This is a genomic window from Faecalibacterium sp. 9 (assembly GCF_048320955.1).
In the GTDB taxonomy this organism is placed as follows: domain Bacteria; phylum Bacillota; class Clostridia; order Oscillospirales; family Ruminococcaceae; genus Faecalibacterium; species Faecalibacterium wellingii.
In genome coordinates this window covers 1630346-1646391 of sequence record NZ_JBLWGB010000001.1, presented here as the reverse complement: position 1 = coordinate 1646391, position 16046 = coordinate 1630346, and the positions used below count along the sequence as shown (strand labels likewise).

At 55.2% G+C, this 16046-nt stretch carries 14 protein-coding genes; 8 read left to right on the top strand and 6 right to left on the bottom strand.

What is annotated here, in order from left to right:
• Window positions 1-13: 13 nt before the first annotated feature.
• Together ACKXF9_RS07920 and ACKXF9_RS07915 are read right to left on the bottom strand one after the other, a co-directional pair.
• Window positions 14-1468: a glycoside hydrolase family 1 protein gene (locus ACKXF9_RS07920; RefSeq protein WP_418265800.1), complete on the bottom strand. Its 1455-nt coding sequence runs from the start codon at window positions 1466-1468 to the stop codon at window positions 14-16.
• Window positions 1465-3339 carry a beta-glucoside-specific PTS transporter subunit IIABC gene (locus ACKXF9_RS07915; RefSeq protein ID WP_418265799.1) on the bottom strand — a complete coding sequence of 625 codons (1875 nt, stop codon included), beginning with the start codon at window positions 3337-3339 and terminating at the stop codon, window positions 1465-1467. Before ACKXF9_RS07915 ends, ACKXF9_RS07920 begins: the two co-directional genes overlap by 4 nt.
• Before the next feature lie 602 nt (window positions 3340-3941).
• Here ACKXF9_RS07915 and ACKXF9_RS07910 point away from each other — a divergent pair.
• The 8 genes from ACKXF9_RS07910 to ACKXF9_RS07875 all read left to right on the top strand — a co-directional run bounded on the left by ACKXF9_RS07910 (window position 3942) and on the right by ACKXF9_RS07875 (window position 13352).
• Complete coding sequence (locus tag ACKXF9_RS07910; RefSeq protein WP_339396189.1) at window positions 3942-4499, top strand: TetR/AcrR family transcriptional regulator; 558 nt, start codon at window positions 3942-3944, stop codon at window positions 4497-4499.
• Window positions 4500-4642: 143 nt separating this feature from the next.
• Entirely contained in the window at window positions 4643-5263 is a 621-nt protein-coding gene (locus tag ACKXF9_RS07905; RefSeq protein WP_418265798.1) for a hypothetical protein, read from the top strand.
• A gap of 354 nt (window positions 5264-5617) precedes the next feature.
• Window positions 5618-6826, top strand: coding sequence for a phosphoglycerate kinase (locus ACKXF9_RS07900; protein ID WP_120020325.1), 1209 nt, complete (start codon window positions 5618-5620; stop codon window positions 6824-6826).
• A 104-nt stretch (window positions 6827-6930) separates the two neighbouring features.
• A complete protein-coding gene (gene tpiA, locus ACKXF9_RS07895; protein WP_005945612.1) occupies window positions 6931-7701 on the top strand; it encodes a triose-phosphate isomerase in 771 nt (256 codons plus the stop codon).
• 156 nt (window positions 7702-7857) lie between these two features.
• On the top strand, window positions 7858-9384 hold the full coding sequence (gpmI, locus tag ACKXF9_RS07890) for a 2,3-bisphosphoglycerate-independent phosphoglycerate mutase (protein ID WP_418265797.1): 1527 nt from the start codon (window positions 7858-7860) through the stop codon (window positions 9382-9384).
• Between the two features lie 235 nt (window positions 9385-9619).
• A complete protein-coding gene (locus ACKXF9_RS07885) occupies window positions 9620-9814 on the top strand; it encodes a hypothetical protein (RefSeq protein ID WP_418265796.1) in 195 nt (64 codons plus the stop codon).
• Between the two features lie 9 nt (window positions 9815-9823).
• Window positions 9824-12406 (top strand): NYN domain-containing protein, encoded by a 2583-nt coding sequence (locus tag ACKXF9_RS07880; RefSeq protein WP_418265795.1) that lies wholly within the window; start codon window positions 9824-9826, stop codon window positions 12404-12406.
• Window positions 12407-12452: 46 nt separating this feature from the next.
• Window positions 12453-13352, top strand: a complete 900-nt coding sequence (locus ACKXF9_RS07875) for an NAD(P)H-hydrate dehydratase (RefSeq protein ID WP_418265794.1) — start codon at window positions 12453-12455, stop codon at window positions 13350-13352.
• A gap of 191 nt (window positions 13353-13543) precedes the next feature.
• Here the strand turns inward: ACKXF9_RS07875 and ACKXF9_RS07870 are convergent, their stop codons facing one another.
• The 4 genes from ACKXF9_RS07870 to ACKXF9_RS07855 form a co-directional block, all read right to left on the bottom strand.
• Complete coding sequence (locus ACKXF9_RS07870) at window positions 13544-13684, bottom strand: hypothetical protein (RefSeq protein ID WP_158538758.1); 141 nt, start codon at window positions 13682-13684, stop codon at window positions 13544-13546.
• Between the two features lie 152 nt (window positions 13685-13836).
• The gene (locus ACKXF9_RS07865; RefSeq protein ID WP_418265876.1) at window positions 13837-14103 is read right to left on the bottom strand and encodes a hypothetical protein; all 267 of its coding nucleotides are present in this window, start codon (window positions 14101-14103) and stop codon (window positions 13837-13839) included.
• 388 nt (window positions 14104-14491) lie between these two features.
• Complete coding sequence (locus tag ACKXF9_RS07860) at window positions 14492-15484, bottom strand: hypothetical protein (protein WP_418265793.1); 993 nt, start codon at window positions 15482-15484, stop codon at window positions 14492-14494.
• Window positions 15485-15691: 207 nt separating this feature from the next.
• The gene (locus ACKXF9_RS07855) at window positions 15692-16039 is read right to left on the bottom strand and encodes a hypothetical protein (protein WP_418265792.1); all 348 of its coding nucleotides are present in this window, start codon (window positions 16037-16039) and stop codon (window positions 15692-15694) included.
• Window positions 16040-16046 lie beyond the last annotated feature (7 nt).

Sequence of the window (16046 nt, the reverse complement as noted above, 5' to 3'; positions counted from 1 at the left end):
AACAGCTGGCTTTTCAGTCCAGCTCTTCGCCGTTGGAAGCAATGACCTTTTTGTACCAGTAGAAGCTGTCCTTACGGCTGCGGGCCAGAGTACCGTTGCCCATATCATCCTGATCCACATAGATAAAGCCATAGCGCTTGGACATCTGGTTGGTGGATGCAGAGATCAGGTCGATGGGTGCCCATGTGGTATAGCCCCACATCTCAACACCCTCATCGATGGCCTTGCCCATCTCGCTGATGTGCTGGCGGAAGTACTCCACACGGTAGGGGTCATGGATGGAGCCGTCGGCCTCCACCACGTCCTTGGCGCCCATGCCGTTCTCCACCACCATCAGCGGCTTGCGGTAACGGTCATACAGCTCGATCAGGCTGTAGCGCAGGCCCTTGGGGTCGATCTGCCAGCCCCAGTCGGTGGAGGGCAGATACGGGTTCTTGACGCCCAGCACCGTATTGCCGGGGGTGCGCTCTGCGTTCGGGTCCACAGACTCGGTCATGGTCATATAGTAGCTGCAGGAAACAAAGTCCACACAGCCTGCCTTCAGGGTGGCGGCATCCTCGGGCAGCATTTCCACGTGGATGCCCTTGCGCTCGAACATTTTGAGGATCAGGCGGGGGTACTCGCCCCAGACATGCACATCGGCATAGAACAGGTTTTCCAGATTCTTTGCCTGCGTAGCCAGCTCATCGTCGGGTGCACAGGTGCGGGCGTAGGTAGTGAGCTTGGTGAGCATGCAGCCCACCTTGCTGCCGGGGATGATGTCGTGGCAGTCCTTTACCACCATGGCGCTGGCCACCAGCTGGTGATGCAGAGCCTGATAGCAGGTCTCCAGCATCTTATCCTCGGGCACACGGCTGGGGATGATGCCGGCGGTGGTGAAGGGGTGGCGGATCACACTGTCCACCTCGTTGAAGGTGAGCCAGTATTTGACCTGATCCTTGTAGCGCTCAAAGCACACATGGCAGAACTTTGCAAAGCAATCGATGACACGGCGGTCCACCCAGCCGTTGTACTTGGTGGCCAGTGCCAGCGGCATTTCGTAGTGGCTCAGCGTGACCAGCGGCTCAATGCCGTTCTTGTGCATCTCGGCAAAGAGGTCGCTGTAGAACTGCAGACCCTTCTCGTTGGGCTGGGCTTCCTCGCCGGTGGGGAAGATCCGGGTCCATGCGATGGAGACGCGCAGCATGGTAAAGCCCATTTCGGCAAACAGGGCAAGATCTTCTTTATAATGATGATAGAAGTCGATGCCGCGGCGCTTGGGATAATAGGTATCATCCGGGTCGGCCATGGCGGCAGCAATGTGTGCATCGTCCATGGCAACATGGGACTTGTAATCCTTCACGTCCGTATTGGGCTTATAGGTGGCAACGTCCGCCACGCTGGGGCCCTTGCCGTCCACATTCCATGCGCCCTCTACCTGGTTCGCAGCAACAGCGCCGCCCCAGAAAAAACCTTTGGGGAAACTCATTTTACAGCCTCCAGTTTCAGCAGTGCAGCACCGGGCACAACCGTGCCCTCGGCCACAGTCTTGATGGTGAACTCATCGGCGTTGGTCACGACGATGGGGGTAGTTACATCATAACCGTCTGCCTTGATTCCGTCAAGGTCAAATTTCATCAGCAGCTGGCCTTTCTTGACGGTCTCGCCGTCCTTGACCTGCGGATCAAAGCCCTTGCCGTCGCGCTTGACGGTATCCATGCCGATGTGCATCAGCAGCTCGGCACCGGCAGCGGTCTTCATGGAAACAGCGTGCTTGGTGCCGAACACGGACTCGATCACGCCGTCTGCGGGGGCATACAGCTCGCCCTTTTCGGGCACCACAGCGATGCCGTCGCCCAGGATCTTCTGGGAGAACACTTCGTCCTTCACCTGATCCAGTACAATGGCCTTGCCCTGCAGGGGGCTGCTGATGGTGGAATCCGCAGCAGCTGCGTCTGCAGCAGCCTCGGGAGCGGTCTCTGCGGTCTCGCCCTCAGCGGGAGTCTCATCCTTGTACAGGAAGAAGGACAGTGCGAAGGAGACCACAACGGAGATCACCAGACCGATGGCAGCCCACAGAATGTTCTTGGAGTTGTCCGGGTCAACGAACATGGCCATGCCAGCCAGACCGGGGCCCATGGCAACGAATGCCTTGACCTTCATCAGGCCAACGAACAGACCGCCGATGAAGCTGGAGATCACAACAGACATCATGACCTTCTTGTGCTGCAGGGTGACGCCGTACAGAGCAGGCTCGGTGATGCCGAACAGGCCGGAGATACCAGCGGAAATTGCGGTAGCGCGCAGGTTTTCATCCTTGGTCTTCAGAGCAACACCCAGGCAGGCACCGCCCTCGGAAATGTTGTGTGCCAGAGAAGCGGGCATGTACAGCATTTCAAAACCGGGGTCGGAAATAGAAGCAACTGCATAGGGGACCAGAGCCTTGTGCATGCCCATGGAGATCATGAAGGGCAGCACAGCAGCCAGCAGAGCAACGGCCAACCAGCCCAGAGTGTTGTACAGAGCAAGGATCACAGTGGTCAGCAGGGCGCCGATGTTGTAACCCAGAGGTCCGAGGACGACCAGTGCCACAGGGAAGCCGATGCCGAAGCACAGCATGGGCACAAAGAACACGCGGATGGCCTTGGGGCACCACTTGTTGGCCCACTTTTCAATGAAGGACATGAAAATGACGGTCAGGATGGCCGGGAACACCTGGCCGCCGTAAGCGATGTTCTGCAGCTTGATGCCGAGGAAGTAAGCACCGCCCTCGGTAGCCAGCAGAGCGGAAACGCTGGGGTGGATCATGGCAGCAGCCAGAGCCACCGACACCAGCTTGTTGCAGTTGAACTTGGTTGCAGTGGTGAAGGCGACCATGACGGGCAGGTAGTACAGAGCCGCATCTGCCACGCCGACGAACACCTTATAGGCGATATCTCCGCTGCTCATCACGCCCAGAGTGCTCAGCAGCACCATGAGGGCCTTCAGAACGCCTGCACCTGCAATGGCGGGGACCAGCGGCTGGAAGATGCCGACCATGTAGTCCAGAATAATGCCGCCGATCTCTTTTTTGCCCTTGGGAGCAGCGGGAGCCGCTGCCTGACCTGCGTTGAAGGTGCCCAGCTTGAGCAGCTCATCGTACACTTCGATGACATCGTTGCCGATGACCACCTGACACTGCGGACCGCTGGAAATAACGCCCATGACGCCGGCAGTCTTTTTCAGGGCAGCAACATCTGCCTTGGAGGTGTCTGCCAGAGTGAAGCGCAGGCGGGTGGAGCAGTGCTCGACCTGCACAACGTTCTTTTCGCCGCCAACCAGACGCAGCACGTCGGAGGCAGTCTGCTTGTAGTTCTTCATTGTGTTCTCCTTTATCTTGTGTGTGATGGCATTCCCCTGCCGTCCGGCCGAAACGGGCAAAAGAAAAAGGATCTAACAGAATGACTCCGTATACAGCTTCTCCCGGAATCATAGTATCTGGCTATAATTCACCCAAAAGAAAAGGTATTCGTCATTCCGTCAGATCCTGCCTGCATTACCAGTAACATGTCCAACTGGATATCATAGTGCTAGTATATCAGCCCTGATTTAATTTTTCAATATTACTTTTTCACAAAATAAATCTTAAAAAACTATGAGCTCCGTACAATCGTCTATTTTTCCGCAGAGCCGTTTCCTCTCTTCCTGTGCCGCCGCACATCGGTTTTAGGATGTAAAAGCCGGAACGCCTCTCTTGCGCGTGCACGGGCCGCTTGCTATAATGGTTCTATCCTATCTTTTGCCTGCCGCCTGCACAGGCTGTACCACCGCATTTTTGTCAGGCAGCAGTCAGGATGTACCCGAAAAATCTTTGCAAAGCAGGAGGGCATGGAGAGATCCGAAAGCTCAAAATATCTCTTGACAATCCCCTATCCGGTGTGTATACTACGCATTATGAACAACGTTCACGTTGAGGTGATCGGATGAATCCAATGGCAACATCAAAAGAGAATATCCTGCAGATCAGCAGAAAACTCATCCAGCAAAACGGATGGGCCGGTGTCAACATCCGTTCGGTGGCTGCTGCCTGCGGAGTCTCGGTGGGCTGCATCTACAATTACTTTGAATCCAAGACCGATCTGTTGAGCGCCACGGTGGAAAGCATCTGGAGCGATATCTTCCATCATCCGGAGGATGAGGCTGTCTTTCAGGACACTCTGTCCTGCGTCCGGTGGATGTACAAGCAGCTGGAGTACGGCTGCCAGCGGTATCCGGGTTTTTTCACCCATCATGCGCTGGGCTTTGTCCAGCAGGACACCGCCGATGGAAAGCAGCAGATGCATCGGGCCTGGCAGCACATTCTGGATGCCCTGTGCACAGTGCTGCGGAATGATGCCAGAATCCGGGCTGACGCCTTCACAGCGGAGTTTACCGTTGAAAAATTTGCAGAGATGCTGTTCTCGCTGATGCTGTCCGCTCTGGTACGGCAGGACTTTGACCCTTCTACCGTGCTGGAGATCGTACGGCGGGCTGTCTACTGAAAAATGTCCCACAGATTTGTGGGAATTTTTTAAGCCTAAAATGAACACTGTTCAACTTGATCGGTACTGCAGGATGAAAGTATCCTGTTCACACACACTATATTATATTTTCTCCAAACCAATTTGAAAAAGGAGCAAACCCTATGCGTGCAATCATTGAAACCGTTTTCGACATCTTCTATCTGGCCACCGTGCTCACGGTGGGCATCCGTATGATCCGCAGCAGCAAGAGCGGCTCGCAGTTCAAGCTGTTCGGCCTTATGGCTGTGGTGCTGGGTGCAGGTGATTCCTTCCACCTTGTCCCCCGTGCGCTGGCACTGTGTACCACCGGTCTGGAAAACTACGCAGTTCCTCTGGGTCTGGGCAAGTGGATCACTTCCATCACCATGACCGTCTTTTACGTGCTGCTGTATTATGTCTGGCGCAAACGCTACCATGTGGAGGGCCGGAAGGGTCTGACCATTGCCGTGTATGTCCTGTCCGCTGCGCGTGTGCTGCTGTGCATGATGCCTCAGAACCAGTGGCTCACCAACAAGACTCCCCTCGCCTGGGGCATCCTGCGGAACATCCCCTTCGCACTGCTTGGCCTGCTGGTCATCGTGCTGTTCTACCGCAGTGCAAAGGAGCACAGCGACCGGGCTTTCCGCTGGATGTGGCTCACCATCGTGCTGAGCTTCGGCTTCTATATCCCCGTCGTGCTGTGGGCTGAAGTGAACCCGCTGATCGGTATGCTGATGATCCCCAAGACCTGCGCTTATGTGTAGACCGTCCTGATCGGCTACAACGCCATGAAGGCCGAGGGCGGTGCAAAAGGCTGAAAAACCGGAGCGGATGCTGCCGACCGTCCCTGCCGGTGCAGCGCTCATGGGCGTTGAAACAGATCGATCAAGTGACCATAAAGGCAGACTCCCCTGAAAAAACAGGAGACCTGTCCTCCCTTTCGGTCAAAATACACACATTTCCGTGCATCAGCGGCAAATGTTTGTTAAACTATTATCTATCTTGCGACCTTGCAATGTGCACGGTTTTTGTTTATAATAGTATCGTAACGGGGCATGGCCCCCGAATGCGAGCGAAACTCTAGTTCAGACATTAAAACTTGAGAGGAGTTTATTACCATGGGTTTAGGTAAGAAGACGATCGACGATCAGAACTACTGCGGCAAGAAGGTTCTTGTCCGCTGCGATTTCAACGTCCCGATGAAGGACGGTGTCATCACCAACGAGAACCGCATCAACGCAGCTCTGCCCACCATCCAGAAGCTGGTCAATGATGGCGCAAAGGTCATCCTGTGCAGCCATCTGGGCAAGCCCAAGAACGGCCCCGAGGCCAAGTTCAGCCTGGCACCCGTTGCTGTGGCTCTGAGCGCAAAGCTGGGCAAGACCGTTGTGTTTGCAGATGACGACAATGTTGTCGGCGAGAACGCAAAGGCTGCTGTTGCTGCCATGAACAACGGCGACGTCGTTCTGCTGCAGAACACCCGTTTCCGCAAGGAAGAGACCAAGAACATGCCCGAGTTCAGCGAAGAGCTGGCTTCTCTGGCTGATGCATATGTTGACGATGCATTCGGCAGCTGCCACCGTGCACACTGCTCCACCGCAGGCGTCACCGACTTCATCAAGGATACCGCTGTTGGTTACCTGATGGAGAAGGAGATCAAGTATCTGGGCAACGCTGTGAACGATCCCGTTCGTCCCTTCACCGCTATTCTGGGCGGCGCAAAGGTCGCAGACAAGCTGAATGTCATCTCCAACCTGCTGGAGAAGGTCGATACCCTGATCATCGGCGGCGGCATGGCTTACACCTTTGTCAAGGCTCAGGGCTACGAGGTCGGCAAGAGCCTGTGCGACGATTCCAAGCTGGATTACTGCAAGGAAATGATGGCCAAGGCTCAGGAGAAGGGCGTGAAGCTGCTGCTGCCCGTTGATGCTGTCTGCATCAAGGACTTCCCCGATCCCATCGACGCTCCGGTTGAGACCACTGTTGTTCCCGTCACCGCGATCCCGGCTGACATGGAAGGCTGCGACATCGGCCCCGAGAGCATGAAGCTGTTTGCCGATGCTGTCAAGGCATCCAAGACCGTTGTGTGGAACGGCCCCATGGGCGTGTTCGAGAACCCCACTCTGGCAGCTGGCACTCTGGCAGTTGCTAAGGCTATGGCTGAGAGCGACGCTACCACCGTGATCGGCGGCGGCGACAGCGCAGCAGCTGTGCAGCAGATGGGTCTGGGCGACAAGATGACCCACATCTCCACCGGCGGCGGCGCTTCTCTGGAGTATCTGGAGGGCAAGGAGCTGCCCGGCATCGCTGTCATCCAGAACGCATAATTTTTCCGGCATCGTAAATGGGTGCGGCGGCTTCAGCGCCGCCGCACCTTTTTGTTTGTGCACAGACTGCACATATAGAAGGTAAATAAAGGAGATAGAGTATCATGGATAAGGCAAAGCGCAAGGCTATCATTGCAGGCAACTGGAAGATGAACAAGACTGCCTCTGAGGCTGCTGTTCTGGTGGATGAGCTGGTCCCCGCTGTTCAGGACGCAGGCTGCGAGGTGGTCATCTGCACCCCGTATACCGATCTGGTCACCGCTGTGGAGAAGACCAAGGGCACCAACATCCATGTGGGTGCTGAGAATGTTCACTTCGAGAAGTCCGGCGCTTTCACCGGCGAGATCAGCGCTGACATGCTGGTGGATCTGGGCGTGGAGTACGTCATCGTGGGTCACTCTGAGCGCCGCCAGTACTTTGCAGAGACCGACCAGACCGTGAACAAGCGCGCTCTGGCTGCTCTGAACGCCGGTCTGAAGGTCATCATCTGCGTGGGCGAGAGCCTGCAGCAGCGTGAGGAGGGCGTCACCGAGGAGCTGGTCCGGATGCAGACCAAGATTGCTCTGCGCGACGTGACCGCTGAGCAGATGGCAAATGTCGTTATCGCCTACGAGCCCATCTGGGCCATCGGCACCGGCAAGACCGCTACCGCCGATCAGGCTGAGGAAGTCTGCGGCCAGATCCGCAAGGTCATCGGTGAGGTGTACGGCGAGGCAGTTGCCGAGGCTACTACTGTCCAGTACGGCGGCAGCATGAACGCCAAGAACTGCGAGGAGCTGCTGAGCAAAAAGGATGTGGACGGCGGCCTGATCGGCGGCGCATCCCTGAAGGCTCCCGACTTTGCAGTGATCGTCAACGCAGCCACCAAGGGCTGATAAAACCGCAAAATAAGCCTTTTCCACTGCGGAAAGGCGGCACGAAGTGCCGGATGAGGGGTAGCTGCGGAGAATGCGCTCTATCGGGCACATTGCAGGCGCTGCCCCTTGTTTTTATTGAAAATAGTGTTCTCAAATCAAAGGAGATTCATTTTTATGGCAAAGAAACCTGTTCTTCTGTGCATCATGGATGGCTTCGGCTGGGTACCGGAGGAGACCTTCGGCAACGCCGTGGTCGCCGCCAAGAAGCCCCATCTCGATGCTCTGATGGCAAAATATCCCATGACCACCATCGACGCTTCCGGCATGGCCGTCGGCCTGCCCGATGGTCAGATGGGCAACTCTGAAGTCGGCCATACCAACATGGGCGCAGGCCGCATCGTGTATCAGCAGCTCACCCTCATTACCAAGTCCATCAAGGACGGTGAGATGCTCCAGAATCCGGTTCTGGTCAAGAACATGAAGGCCGCCATCGATGCCGGCAAAGCCATCCATCTGATGGGTCTGGTGGGCACCGGCGGTGTGCACAGCCACGCAGACCACTGGTTCGGCGTGCTGGAAATGGCAAAGCATCTGGGTGCAAAGGACGTCTACCTGCACTGCATCACCGATGGCCGTGATACCGACCCGCACTCCGGCAAGGGCTTCCTGGCCGACCTGCAGGCCAAGCTGGACGAGCTGGGCATCGGCAAGATCGCCAGCGTCTCCGGCCGTTACTACGCCATGGACCGCGATAACAACTGGGATCGTGAAGAGAAGGCATACGCTGCCTTTGTCTACGGCGAGGGCAATCATGCCGCCAACGCTGCCGAGGCCATCGAGGCTTCCTATGCAGCAGATAAGACCGATGAGTTCGTTCTGCCCTGCGTCACCTGTGAGGGCGGCCGCGTGCAGGACGGCGACACTGTGATCTTTATGAACTTCCGCCCCGACCGTGCCCGCCAGATGACCCGTATCTTCTGCGACGACGCTTTCACCGGCTTTGAGCGCCGCGGCGGCCGCAAGCAGGTGAACTATGTCTGCATGGCCGAGTACGATGCCACCATGCCCAACTGCGAGGTGGCCTATCCCCCTGTGGAGCTGAAGAATGTTCTGGGCCAGTACCTGTCCGAGAACGGCAAGACCCAGCTGCGCATTGCCGAGACCGAGAAGTACGCCCATGTCACCTTCTTCTTCAACGGCGGCGTTGAGGCTCCCTACGAGGGCGAGGACCGCTGCGTGATCCCCAGCCCGAAGGTGGCAACCTATGACCTGAAGCCCGAGATGAGCGCCCCCGAGGTTGCTGCCGAGTGCGTCAAGCGCATCGAAAGCGGCAAGTACGATGTGGTCATCCTGAACTTTGCAAACTGCGATATGGTGGGCCACACCGGCGTATTCGATGCTGCGGTCAAGGCCGTTGAGGCTGTGGATACCGCTGTGGATCAGGTAGTGTCCGCTGTGCTGAAGGCCGGCGGCTGCGCCTTCATCACCGCCGACCATGGCAACGCCGAGAAGATGATGAACCCGGACGGCACCCCCTTCACCGCACACACCACCAACGTGGTGCCCTTTGTGGCTGTTGGCTGCGGCGATGTGAAGCTGCGTGAGGGCGGCTGCCTTGCCGACATTGCACCCACCATGCTGCCCTATATCGGCCTGCCCGTCCCGGCTGAAATGACCGGCAAGAGCATCATTGTGGAGTAATTGACCGTTAAAATGGCCGACGCGTTCGCTTTGGGACGAGTTGTGGCTCCCAGCATCCATTTCGCGCCTTAAACGGCGCTCATGTCTTGCTGGCCACTGCCCCAACAACTCTTCCCTGTTCCCGCCACTGGCGGCGGTCATCGTTGTTGCATCAATAGCGGAATTATTACTCTTATATTTACAGCTCTGGAAAATCCGTGGATTTTCCAGAGCTGTTTTTCATGAAAAAAAGTCGATGATAGAAACTGAATTTTCTGGTTCAGGCCCCATTCGTGAAAAAACAGTTGGAGCGACCCGCAGGCCGCAACAAACTCAAAATGAAAATAAACTTTCCGCTGAATATAGCCAGAGCGCAGCGGCGGCCATTTTCAATCAAAACTTTTCTTTTTTCCCCATCCGTGCTACAATAAACATGAATTTTGAATTGTAGGAGAAGCGGATGGAAACTATTCACAAGCATATTGTTCTGGGCATTCTGGCCCATGTGGACTCTGGCAAGACCACCCTTTCGGAAGCCATGCTCTACCGTTCCGGCGCGATCCGCAAGCTGGGCCGCGTGGATCACAAGGACGCCTTTCTGGACACAGACGCGCTGGAAAAAGCCCGTGGGATCACTATTTTTTCCAAGCAGGCACTGCTGACGGCAGGCAGCACGGATATCACCCTGCTGGACACTCCCGGCCATGTGGATTTTTCCACCGAGACCGAGCGCACTCTGCAGGTTTTGGATTATGCCGTGCTGGTGGTCAGCGGTACCGATGGAGTGCAGAGTCACACCGAAACGCTCTGGCGGCTGCTGCGGCGCTACCATGTGCCCACCTTTGTGTTTGTAAACAAGACCGACCTGCCCGGCAAGAGCAAGGAAGAGCTGCTGGCCCAGCTGAATCATCGCCTCGGCGAAGGGTTTGTGGATTTTGGCATGCCGCAGGCCGACCGGGATGACGCATTGGCCCTTTGCGATGAGAACCTGATGAACCGGATGCTGGAGGCTGGACAACTGGCAGATGCCGAGATCATCCCGGCCATTGCCCGGCGGCATGTTTTCCCGTGCTGGTTCGGCTCGGCGCTCAAGCTGGACGGCGTGGAGGAGCTTCTCACCGGACTGGACCGCCTTACACGCCCGGCTCCTGCACTGGACGTCTTTGGGGCCAAGGTGTTCAAGGTCTCGCAGGATGAGCAGGGTGCCCGCCTGACCTGGCTGCGCGTTACCGGCGGGGAGCTGAAGGTGAAAGCACAGCTCTCGGGCGAAGCGGACGGCGAACCTTGGGCCGAAAAGGCCAACCAGCTGCGGCTGTACTCCGGCACAAAGTATACACTGGCAGAGACCATCCACCCCGGGCAGGTGTGTGCTGTCACCGGCCTGACCAAAGCCCGTCAGGGCGAAGGCCTTGGCGCAGAACGCGACAGCGACCTGCCGGTGCTGGAACCGGTGCTCAGCTATCAGGTGCTGCTGCCGGAGGACGCAGACGTGCATGCTGCGCTGGGCAAGCTGCATCGGCTGGAGGAAGAGGAACCCCAGCTCCATGTGGTATGGAACGAAACGCTGGGCGAGATCCATGTCCAGCTCATGGGCGAGATCCAGCTGGAAGTACTGCGCAGCCTGCTGGCAGAGCGGTTTGGTCTGAACGTGGAGTTCGGCCCCGGCGGCATCCTTTATAAGGAGACCATTACAGAGCCCATGGAGGGTGTAGGCCATTACGAGCCGCTGCGCCACTACGCAGAAGTGCATGTCAAGCTGGAACCGCTGCCGCGCGGCAGCGGAATGCAGTTTGCCGCCGACTGCCGGGAAGAAGTGCTGGACAAAAACTGGCAACGCCTTGTGCTGACCCATCTGGAAGAGAAACAGCACCTTGGCGTGCTGATCGGAGCGCCGCTGACAGACGTGAAGATCACCCTCATTGCAGGCCGTGCCCACCTGAAGCACACAGAGGGCGGAGATTTCCGGCAGGCGACCTACCGTGCTGTGCGGCAGGGCCTGATGATGGCCAAAAGCCAGCTGCTGGAGCCGTGGTACGCCTTCCGGCTGGAAGTGCCGGTGGAAAGCCTTGGCCGTGCCATGACCGATATCCAGCGCATGGAAGGCAGCTTTGACCCGCCGGAAAGCGGAGAAGAAACTGCTGTGCTTACCGGTTTTGCTCCGGTAGCTTCCATGCGCAGCTACCCCATGGAAGTGGTCAGCTATACCCGCGGTCGTGGACGGCTGACCCTGACGCCGGATGGCTGCCGGCCCTGCCACAACGCGGCGCAGGTCATCGAAGCCGCAGGCTATAAGCCGGAACATGACCTTGAAAATCCCGCAGATTCGGTGTTCTGCGCCCATGGAGCCGGCTTTGTGGTACCATGGGATCAGGTGCGCAGTCACATGCATGTGGACAGCGGCTGGGGAAAAGCCGCGCGCCCGGAACCGGAGGCGCAGACTGTGCCGCAGCACCGGGCCATGGCCTACCGCGCCACTCTGGAAGAGGATGCTGAACTGCTCAAAATCTTTGAGCGCACTTATGGGCCCATCAAGCGGGACCCGCTGGCCGCATTCCGCCCGACGCAAAAGCGGGAACGTCCGGATTTTGACGCTCAGCAGTGGGAGATCCTGCCGGAATATCTGCTGGTGGACGGCTATAACATCATCTTCGCATGGGACGAGCTGAACGCCCTTGCAAAGGATAGTCTGGAAGCCGCCCGGCATAAGCTGATGGACATTCTGTGCAACTATCAGGGCTACCAGAAATGCAACCTCATCCTTGTGTTCGATGCCTACCGGGTGCCGGGCAGTCCGGGCTCCATCGAGCAGTACCACAACATCCATGTGGTCTACACGAAGGAAGCAGAAACGGCGGACATGTTCATTGAACATGTCACCCACGAGATCGGCAAAGGACGCCGCGTGCGCGTGGCCACTTCCGACGGTATGGAACAGATCATCATTCTGGGGCACGGTGCGCTGCGCGTCTCTGCCCGCATGTTCCACGAGGAAGTGCAGAACGTGGAAAAGCAGATCCGCGCCCTTGTGCAGGGGCAGGCGTGAGCTTTGAGAAACAGCAGATTTTAAATCATTTTCTGGAGGTGCCTTTATGGCTGTGGAAATAACCGAAGATTTTGTCTGGCAGGTCATCCCGCCGCGCCCGCGTGAAAGCCACAAGGGCACCTTTGGCACTGTTCTGGCCGTTGCGGGCGGTGCGTCTTACCGTGGTGCGGCCCTGCTTGCCGCCGAGGGAGCTCTGCGCACCGGTGCTGGCATCGTGACCCTTGCCAGTGTGGAGCCGGTGCTCGCTGCTGCCGCAGCCCGCCTGCCGGAGTGCTGTCTGTGCCCGTGCGCCGCAGGGGCCGAAGGCGGCATCTCACCGGAAAGCATCCCGTTTATTCAGCGACAGAAGGCCACAGTGCTGCTGCTGGGCCCGGGCCTTGGCGGTACGGCCCAGAGTGCAGCCCGCGCAGCAGAGACACGCATACTGGTACAAAGACTTCTGCCGGGCTTTGCGGGCAGTGCAGTGCTGGACGCTGACGGCCTGAATGCCGCCGCGCAGCTTTTGGCTGAGGGGAAGGCGCTGCCCCATCCGACGGGCGAGTTGATCCTTACGCCGCATCCCGGTGAAATGGCCCGGCTCACCGGCCTATCCGTGGCAGAGATCAGCGCCGACCGTGAGAAAATTGCCCGGCAGTATGCGAAAAAATGGAACGTCGTGGTGGTACTCAAGGGTTCCCGCACCGTTGTGGCTGCGCCGGATGGCCGTGCATGCGTGAATCCCACCGGCAACCCGGGCCTTGCCCGGGGCGGCAGCGGGGATGTACTGGCCGGTATGACGGCGGCCCTGCTGGCCTGCCGTCTGCCTGCGTTTGAAGCTGCTTCCTGTGCGGTGTACCTGCATGGTGCCGCAGCTGACCGTGCTGCTGCGCTTTGCGGGGAGTACGGGATGCTGCCGCATGATATCCTGCCGCAGCTTGGCCGGATGTTTGCGGAAAATCAGAGATAAACTTAGAACCAAGTCCTGATTGCCATTTCTCGCGCTGCCAGTCGATGCCGGCCGATGTCAAGTCTTGGACAACATTTTTCACAAATAAATTTGAAAAAAAAAGCAAAAAAATAAGCCCTACAAGGCTTTCAGTCGGTATCGAACCGATCTGAGCCTTGTAGGGCTTAACAGTTTACCCTATATGTTTTTTCTTAGACCGCCTGCAGAGAGGTGTTTTCCATCACTTTCTTGAATTTCTCTACTGTCATTCCAGCATCTTCCGCTGCTTCTTCAATTGTCACACGGCCTTCTTGCAGTTTTTCAACAAATAAAACTTTTAAAGAACAACTCAAGCCGTAAAAAAAGTCTTTAGTTATCGTAGTTTTTCTCAGTTGACCATATTATATCACACTCACCAATGTAATATCATGGGCAACTTTGCCTTTTTGAAATTCAATCCATGCTGTTCAGTTTATCCACGAACTGCTGCACGGCAGATACGATCTTACGGATTCTCTGCCGAGAACCCCAGCGCACTGGCGATAGGCGCACAGTACTTGAACGTCTCGTCCATCATTGAAACATTGGTGTTCGCATTGGAAGAAGCAGCGGCAGTCACCGGCAGGAACTTCTTGCCGACATTCTCCACAGAAGATCCGATGTTCTGGAGCTTTTCTCCAGCTTCATCGATCTTGGCAAGAGTCGCATTCTGGATGCCATTTGCGTAACCCCCTCCTTTTGGGCATAAGAAAAGCCCTACTTTCTTTGACATAAGTAGGGCAAAATTAAACTATAAAATTCTTAACTTGAAATTTCTATGGTGATTTTGCTTGAGCAATTTCACAAAAAGTCGTTTTTCTGAAATTTCTTTTGCTTCGTATTTTCACGATAAGCTGATTTTCTGAAATTTCTATGCTAAAATAGCCTCAGAAATTTCAATTTCCGTTTTTCGGAGGAAAGGAAACAATCATGACAAATCGAGCTGGTACACTCGTGAGTAATCTGTCAGACGAAATGGCTTATGAATCTTTTCGACCGACTCTGCTTCCACCGAATCCTCCTATTGAGGTGTCTGGTGAGCTTTTCACGAAACTTATGCACTCTTCTCAGGAAGCACCTGATAGGTCACGATCACATCTGTGACATACACAGGAGTCTTGTCAGAGGCTTCGCCCCAGCGGAGTGTTTTCCATCATTTTCTTAAACTGCTCCACTGTCATTTTTGCCTTTTCAGCGGCACGTTCCATTTTTAAATCGCCGTCTCGAACAAGCTGCACCAGCATCCGCATCTCACCAATGCTAATGCCTTCTTCTCTGCCTTCGGCCTTTACGCCCTGACTAAGGTTGCACATAACAAGCACCTCTCTTTCCAGATCTTCGTTCATTGCAACGCCAAATTCTTCTTCAAGAATTTTCTTTTTCTCAGTAGCTGCTCTGGATGAAGAGAGCAGCACATCCATAAATTTCACAATACCTGTATAGTTTTCTGTACCCGACTCTCCCAGACAAATCGTTACAACGCTCATCAAATCATAGTTTTCTGATTTTTCAACAGCATTTCCAATCAACTGCTCTGGCCGAATGGAATAACGAATCAGAGTATTCCGAAACTCTTTAGTTGGATGTGTACAAACCCAGATAGAGTACACTTTTCGGATTTTCCCATACTCTGAGTTCGTGAATATCGGGCCGTGCTGTGCAGAGATCATTCTGCTGCAATAATAGATTGCACGCTTCGTCAAAGGGTACCCCGGATTAAAAGCGGTCTGCGCTTCTACATTGATAATAAGACGTATCACATCTTTCTGTTCAGCAGAACCTTCTGATGCTGGTGCGATTGCATCGAACCGAACATCATAATTGATGGTTCCCTCAGTCAGCGTAGAATCCTCATTATTGCTACCAGCAATTACGTCAGAAGTTTTCTTGGGTCTGTTTGTATCATCAACATGAACGCCAACTGTACCCACTTCTGGAGTTCCTTCGATATACTTCTCTGCAATTTCGTCTACGGAGCAGGCACTGTACTCATTCACGCAGTTCTTCATAATCTGCGCCAGAATCTGTTTGTTGGCCAGCAGCTTCTTGGCAGCCTTATCATAACTCAAATCGTATTCCGTCTGCGTTATCGCATGAGCAAGCTGATTTTCCATCGGCATTCACTTCCTTACAGCAGGGTCAACAGGAGCATATACTATCCCTATTGTGCTTTCATCTTACCATAAAACACCTTGCATATCAAGCAGGCAGATGTAAACTTTTCAGCATAGATTTGTCCATATTGCCCATTCTGATTTGAATTCAGGCCAGCAAAATATTTCAATAGTGCCACACCTGTATTCCAGATTTTTCCGTCTTTTCTAACATTCCCGTTCATCTTTTTCAAGCGATATGATAACTGCGTTTTTCTCAGCATCATACCGTCCTTTAAATTGATGGTCTTTTCCTACAGCTAGACCATTTGTTTCCAGAAGTGCATGGATGAACTGTATTCCGTTAATCATCATCCGGCACTGGCCATCGGTCAGCAGCCTATCAGGAACCTTAAAGGACATGGGATGTTCAGCGGTGCACGGAGTAATCACAATAGATTTCCGATCTTTTCTCTGCAAAACACAAATATAGGTCGGACTCCCAAGAACACGAATAACATCCTTTCCCACATTCATTCTTCGGCTTTCTGCCGGAATTGTCACCAGCAGATTCATAATTCGT

What these genes read in the sequence shown, in the direction of transcription:
- ACKXF9_RS07915 (WP_418265799.1), bottom strand. Translation starts at nt 3,339, where the DNA reads ATGAAGAACTACAAGCAGACTGCCTCCGACGTGCTGCGTCTGGTTGGC.
- gpmI (WP_418265797.1), top strand. Translation starts at nt 7,858, where the DNA reads ATGGCAAAGAAACCTGTTCTTCTGTGCATCATGGATGGCTTCGGCTGG.
- ACKXF9_RS07885 (WP_418265796.1), top strand. Translation starts at nt 9,620, where the DNA reads ATGATAGAAACTGAATTTTCTGGTTCAGGCCCCATTCGTGAAAAAACA.
- ACKXF9_RS07910 (WP_339396189.1), top strand. Translation starts at nt 3,942, where the DNA reads ATGAATCCAATGGCAACATCAAAAGAGAATATCCTGCAGATCAGCAGA.
- ACKXF9_RS07865 (WP_418265876.1), bottom strand. Translation starts at nt 14,103, where the DNA reads ATGTCAAAGAAAGTAGGGCTTTTCTTATGCCCAAAAGGAGGGGGTTAC.
- ACKXF9_RS07875 (WP_418265794.1), top strand. Translation starts at nt 12,453, where the DNA reads ATGGCTGTGGAAATAACCGAAGATTTTGTCTGGCAGGTCATCCCGCCG.
- ACKXF9_RS07900 (WP_120020325.1), top strand. Translation starts at nt 5,618, where the DNA reads ATGGGTTTAGGTAAGAAGACGATCGACGATCAGAACTACTGCGGCAAG.
- ACKXF9_RS07860 (WP_418265793.1), bottom strand. Translation starts at nt 15,484, where the DNA reads ATGGAAAATCAGCTTGCTCATGCGATAACGCAGACGGAATACGATTTG.
- ACKXF9_RS07880 (WP_418265795.1), top strand. Translation starts at nt 9,824, where the DNA reads ATGGAAACTATTCACAAGCATATTGTTCTGGGCATTCTGGCCCATGTG.
- ACKXF9_RS07905 (WP_418265798.1), top strand. Translation starts at nt 4,643, where the DNA reads ATGCGTGCAATCATTGAAACCGTTTTCGACATCTTCTATCTGGCCACC.
- ACKXF9_RS07855 (WP_418265792.1), bottom strand. Translation starts at nt 16,039, where the DNA reads ATGAATCTGCTGGTGACAATTCCGGCAGAAAGCCGAAGAATGAATGTG.
- tpiA (WP_005945612.1), top strand. Translation starts at nt 6,931, where the DNA reads ATGGATAAGGCAAAGCGCAAGGCTATCATTGCAGGCAACTGGAAGATG.
- ACKXF9_RS07920 (WP_418265800.1), bottom strand. Translation starts at nt 1,468, where the DNA reads ATGAGTTTCCCCAAAGGTTTTTTCTGGGGCGGCGCTGTTGCTGCGAAC.